At 47.5% G+C, this 4,029-nt stretch carries 3 protein-coding genes and 1 rRNA gene; 2 read left to right on the top strand and 2 right to left on the bottom strand.

What is annotated here, in order from left to right:
* Together rrf and ACSTTO_RS00045 are read left to right on the top strand one after the other, a co-directional pair.
* Positions 1 to 107 (top strand): 5S ribosomal RNA (rrf, locus tag ACSTTO_RS00050); the annotation flags it as partial.
* Between the two features lie 390 nt (positions 108 to 497).
* Positions 498 to 824, top strand: a complete 327-nt coding sequence (locus ACSTTO_RS00045; RefSeq protein WP_439271085.1) for a hypothetical protein — start codon at positions 498 to 500, stop codon at positions 822 to 824.
* A gap of 255 nt (positions 825 to 1,079) precedes the next feature.
* Here ACSTTO_RS00045 and ACSTTO_RS00040 read toward each other — a convergent pair whose 3' ends face one another.
* Positions 1,080 to 3,599, bottom strand: coding sequence for an autotransporter family protein (locus ACSTTO_RS00040; RefSeq protein ID WP_439271084.1), 2,520 nt, complete (start codon positions 3,597 to 3,599; stop codon positions 1,080 to 1,082).
* A gap of 303 nt (positions 3,600 to 3,902) precedes the next feature.
* The coding region (locus ACSTTO_RS00035) for a transposase (RefSeq protein ID WP_439271086.1) at positions 3,903 to 4,029 on the bottom strand (127 nt) is incomplete at its 5' end.

The raw sequence follows: 4,029 nt of genomic DNA, 5'->3' as shown, positions 1-4,029 counted from the left end.
TTATGGCGGAGCGGCTGCACCCGATCCCATTCCGAACTCGGCCGTGAAACGCTCCAGCGCCAATGGTACTTCGTCTTAAGACGCGGGAGAGTAGGTCGCTGCCAGGTCTGCTAAACGCATAAAATAAAAAAATCTTCTCTTCAAATAAAAACAAGCTCATATTTAAGCAGTAGGATTTATGGGCGTCAAATATCAAAATATTATAATAAGCCCCGATCAGAAATGATCGGGGCTTTTTGATGTTTGGGGAACAGAGCCCGGCAAGTATTAATATGCAACGCAGGGCTTAATATGCAATTGCAGACACGCTTGCCTAGTGAGACAAAAGTGGTTTGATCTCAAAATATACAGAACGAATCTGGCAGTATGTTGCGTAAGTTTAAGCCTGTAATTATATGAAATACATAAATTGAATTTTGACTATGAGCGATAGCGTTTTTTAAAGTTCATATTAACCGAGCATTGGATTCCGCTGATTGTTTTATGAGGTGCTAAATATGGACAATAATTGTGTTTTTCCAAGGTCTGATGACGGGAAGGGCTGGGCATGGGGATTGAAAGCCGCGCAACCGACAGAGGTTTGGGAGAGATTTTCTCCAGCTTATGAAGCGCAAGCGGAATTGTTACTTGCAGCTCTTGCTCTTCTTTGGCCAGATGTGACGCTTGATTGGGCTGGTTCAGAGGATGGTGAAGCCGCGGTCGCGCGTGCTGCGGACGGAACAGTGAAATTTTGTTACCATCTTGAAGATCCACAGGCTGCGATGGAATTGGCACAAGCAATTGCCGATGATCGCCTTGATGAGTTTTTTAAAACAATAAGATAATTTTTTGGGAACCCTATCCTCTGTGACAAAGCATCTGCTTTCTCAGGCTGATTTGCAAAATTCAGTCTAGCGGGTGGTTTCAGCATATATGGATAAAATAGCTTCAGGCCAGGTACATTGGGGCTCTTTTTGATGCTCCGGACGTTTACTGATCCCATCAGGTGCGGATGAGGGTAAGTTTCTTCGTTAAACAGAGCCGCGGCAGACAGATTCAAAATGAAATCTGTCTGCCGCATATTTATTTGTCCAAACCAGTTACCAGCGTATTTTGATGCCGGCATTCGCTTTTACCGAGAAACTATCTCCAAAATGCCGAACACTGCTGTTGAGCGATGCTTCACCGTAAAGTGTATAGCGATCATCATTCCAGTTATAGGAGCCCCCCATACCGGCGCCAACCCATAAAGGCTCATTCTCACTGACAAATTGCACACCGGAAACCGTTGAGCGCGAGCCATCGAGAAAATCATAATAAAGATTGGCAATACCATAAATGTGGCTGCGGCGTGCTTTTCCTGCCTCGTCCTGCCATTCATTGGTATGATCAATTGATATACCTAATCTTGTGAGCAGTGAATCACCGCGATCCAACGCCACAGCTGCGCCAAAAGTGTCGGTGAAATCATCGAAGCTGATATCGGAATAGACCAGTTGCGCTTGCGGGGTGAGAGACCAGTTGTTTTCCAGAGCCAAACGTTTGCCAACCTCAATACCGAGTGCATAGCCAAAACCGTTATTTCCTGTCGTAAGATTGCGTCCGGCCATTTTAGACATAAGGTCGCTGTCAAACCAGGTTGCTTGTGCTTGGGCATCCATATAAAGGCCGGAATTGCCATACCAGGTTAGTGTTCCGCTAAAGCCGTAACCAGTGGAATCGATGCTTCCGTTGCCAAATACAGAATGAATATCGGATGATATTGAACCGTAATGCGCTGTGATGCCGCCGATAAAATATCCTTTATCATTTTCATAAATCAGGCCATCAGCGCCAATCTGCATTTTCCATAAATCCAGATCATATTGTGCGTGACTGGTCGAGATTTTCGGAGCTATTTCACTATGGCTTGCGACAATGCGCCCCCAAATGCCTGTATTGTCTTGATGGAAATTTGTCCATTTGCGATTGCCCAGCCTTTGCTGAAGCGTTTCAAGTGAATTGAAACTTCCCAGAATATTGGCATAGCTTTCGTAAATCGGCACGCCCGGCTGATATAAAGGTGTGGGTGTTGGTTCCGGTGTTACCGGGGATGGTTCTACAGGCAGCAATGATGAGCGCAGATACCAGTCGCCATCTTCAGGCGTGCTGATGCCATTTTGATAGAGCCGGTATGCGTAGGCACCGCCGACAACCGCCTGATCTCCTTCAAACACATAATCGCCGTTCAAAACAAAAGCGTTTGCGTCTGATGAGCCGGCGACATCAATAATGCGAATGCCTTCTACAGTAGGGGCGCCCACTCCATTAAGATTAGTCACATAAACCTGTGTTGCTGCTGTTCCCAGAACCGAGTTGCCGGTGATGGCAAGAATATCTGTATTTGATGCATCATCACCAAGTACGGTCTCGATTTTTAAAGCGCCGCCATGGCTGGTATAATCGCCATTAATGGTTAATTTGCCGATGGATGAGCCCGGGGCAATGGTGCCGCCAGCGTAATTTTCGGTTGCACCTACTGTGCCCGTTCCGGTCAGCACGCCGCCGTAAATTTTGCCGGAGCCGCCCAGAATACCGTTTACTTCAAGCGTGCCGTCATAAATGGAGGTAAGCCCGGTGAAGCCGGTCTGATCGGCTGAAAGAACTGTCTTTCCGGTTCCGGTATGATTGATTTTGCCATTACCCTTGACGGGGACATCAAAATGATACGCATCATTGCTATGGTTGAAATTGATCTCACTATTTGCTGCCAGCTGAATTTCAGATGTTTGCAGTGTTCCGGCTTTGGCGGGAAGCAGACCTGCCCGGTTACCAATATTGAGAACAGCGTGACTATTGGCATCGGTCGTGCCCAGCACGAGAGCTCCGGCACCATCACCTACGGTTACTTTTCCGGCATCGGCAATTGTTAAAGTGCCATTGCCTTTATCCCCCATGAGCAATGTGCCGGCATTGATCGCCGAGCTGTTACCCGAAACAAGAATATCGAAATCAGGAATATTGGTGCCTAATCGTTTGGTAGCAATCTTCAGATCGGCACCACGAAGCACGCCGCCATTGAGCACCGCGATTGCTCCGTGATAGCCTATAAGACTGTCTGTTTCATAACGAGAACCATCACCGGTAATGATCAGCCTGGCATCGGATGTATCAAAGGCGCGGTTTGCACCACCGATATTGGTACGGTTGTTGACTTTGACCGCTCCTCCATTGCTGACGAGAAAAAATGTCTCGCCATTTCCCAATGTTATGCCACTGGCTTCCAGCCGTGATCCTTTTCCATCGACATAGATTGATGCTTTGCTATCAGCAAACGCGTATCCGTGTAGCCGGATGCCTCCTTTTTCTCCTGCAATAAATTGACCGCCATCATTGATGGTGAGTGTTGATTGTGATGAAATACCAAGGCTTAGATCTACGGTTCCGGAGCCGGAAGCGAGAAGGCGGGTGCCAGCTCCTGATATGGTGAGGCTGGAAACAGCGTTTTTACCGCGTGACAGATCAAGCTGCGCGTAAGATTTATTATCGGTTGCTATTTGCAGATCGCCGCCACTATTGATGAGTACATGACCGCTATCGACATTGAATCTTTCAAATCCTGATCCGGTGCTATTAAGCACAAGTTCACCATCGCCGTTTTTGTTCAGCGTATCTTTATTTCCGGCAATATTACCGGTCAGGGTTAATGAACCGCTGGCGGCGACATCAATATCAACCTTATTGGCAAAGGAAAGCGTATTGGTGCCGGTTTCGATGGTGATGTTTTTATTGGCGACGGCGGGCAGGTTTTGTGTAACCGCAAAGTTGCCGGTGAGGGTGATTGTTGAATTTGCATCCTCACTTGCCTGCGCAAGGGTGATGGCATTTGCCAGTTCTGCTTCATTGGCAGCCGTAAATGTGGCAGCATGTGCTAAGCTCAGGACTCATTGATTTAGCCAGAAGATGACGGTTGCAGCGATGCAGATGGCGGAGAAGAAGGTGTGCGCGCATCGGTCGTAGCGAGTATGGATGCGTCGCCAGTCTTTGAGTTTTCCGAACATATTCTCAATT

The sequence above is a fragment of the Pseudochrobactrum albidum genome (genome assembly GCF_051851455.1).
Classification (GTDB): Bacteria; Pseudomonadota; Alphaproteobacteria; order Rhizobiales; family Rhizobiaceae; genus Pseudochrobactrum.
This window is presented reverse-complemented; position numbering and strand designations above follow the sequence as displayed.

Bases quoted from the DNA above. Each gene is read 5' to 3' on its own strand.
- ACSTTO_RS00045 (WP_439271085.1), top strand. From the start codon at position 498: ATGGACAATAATTGTGTTTTTCCAAGGTCTGATGACGGGAAGGGCTGG.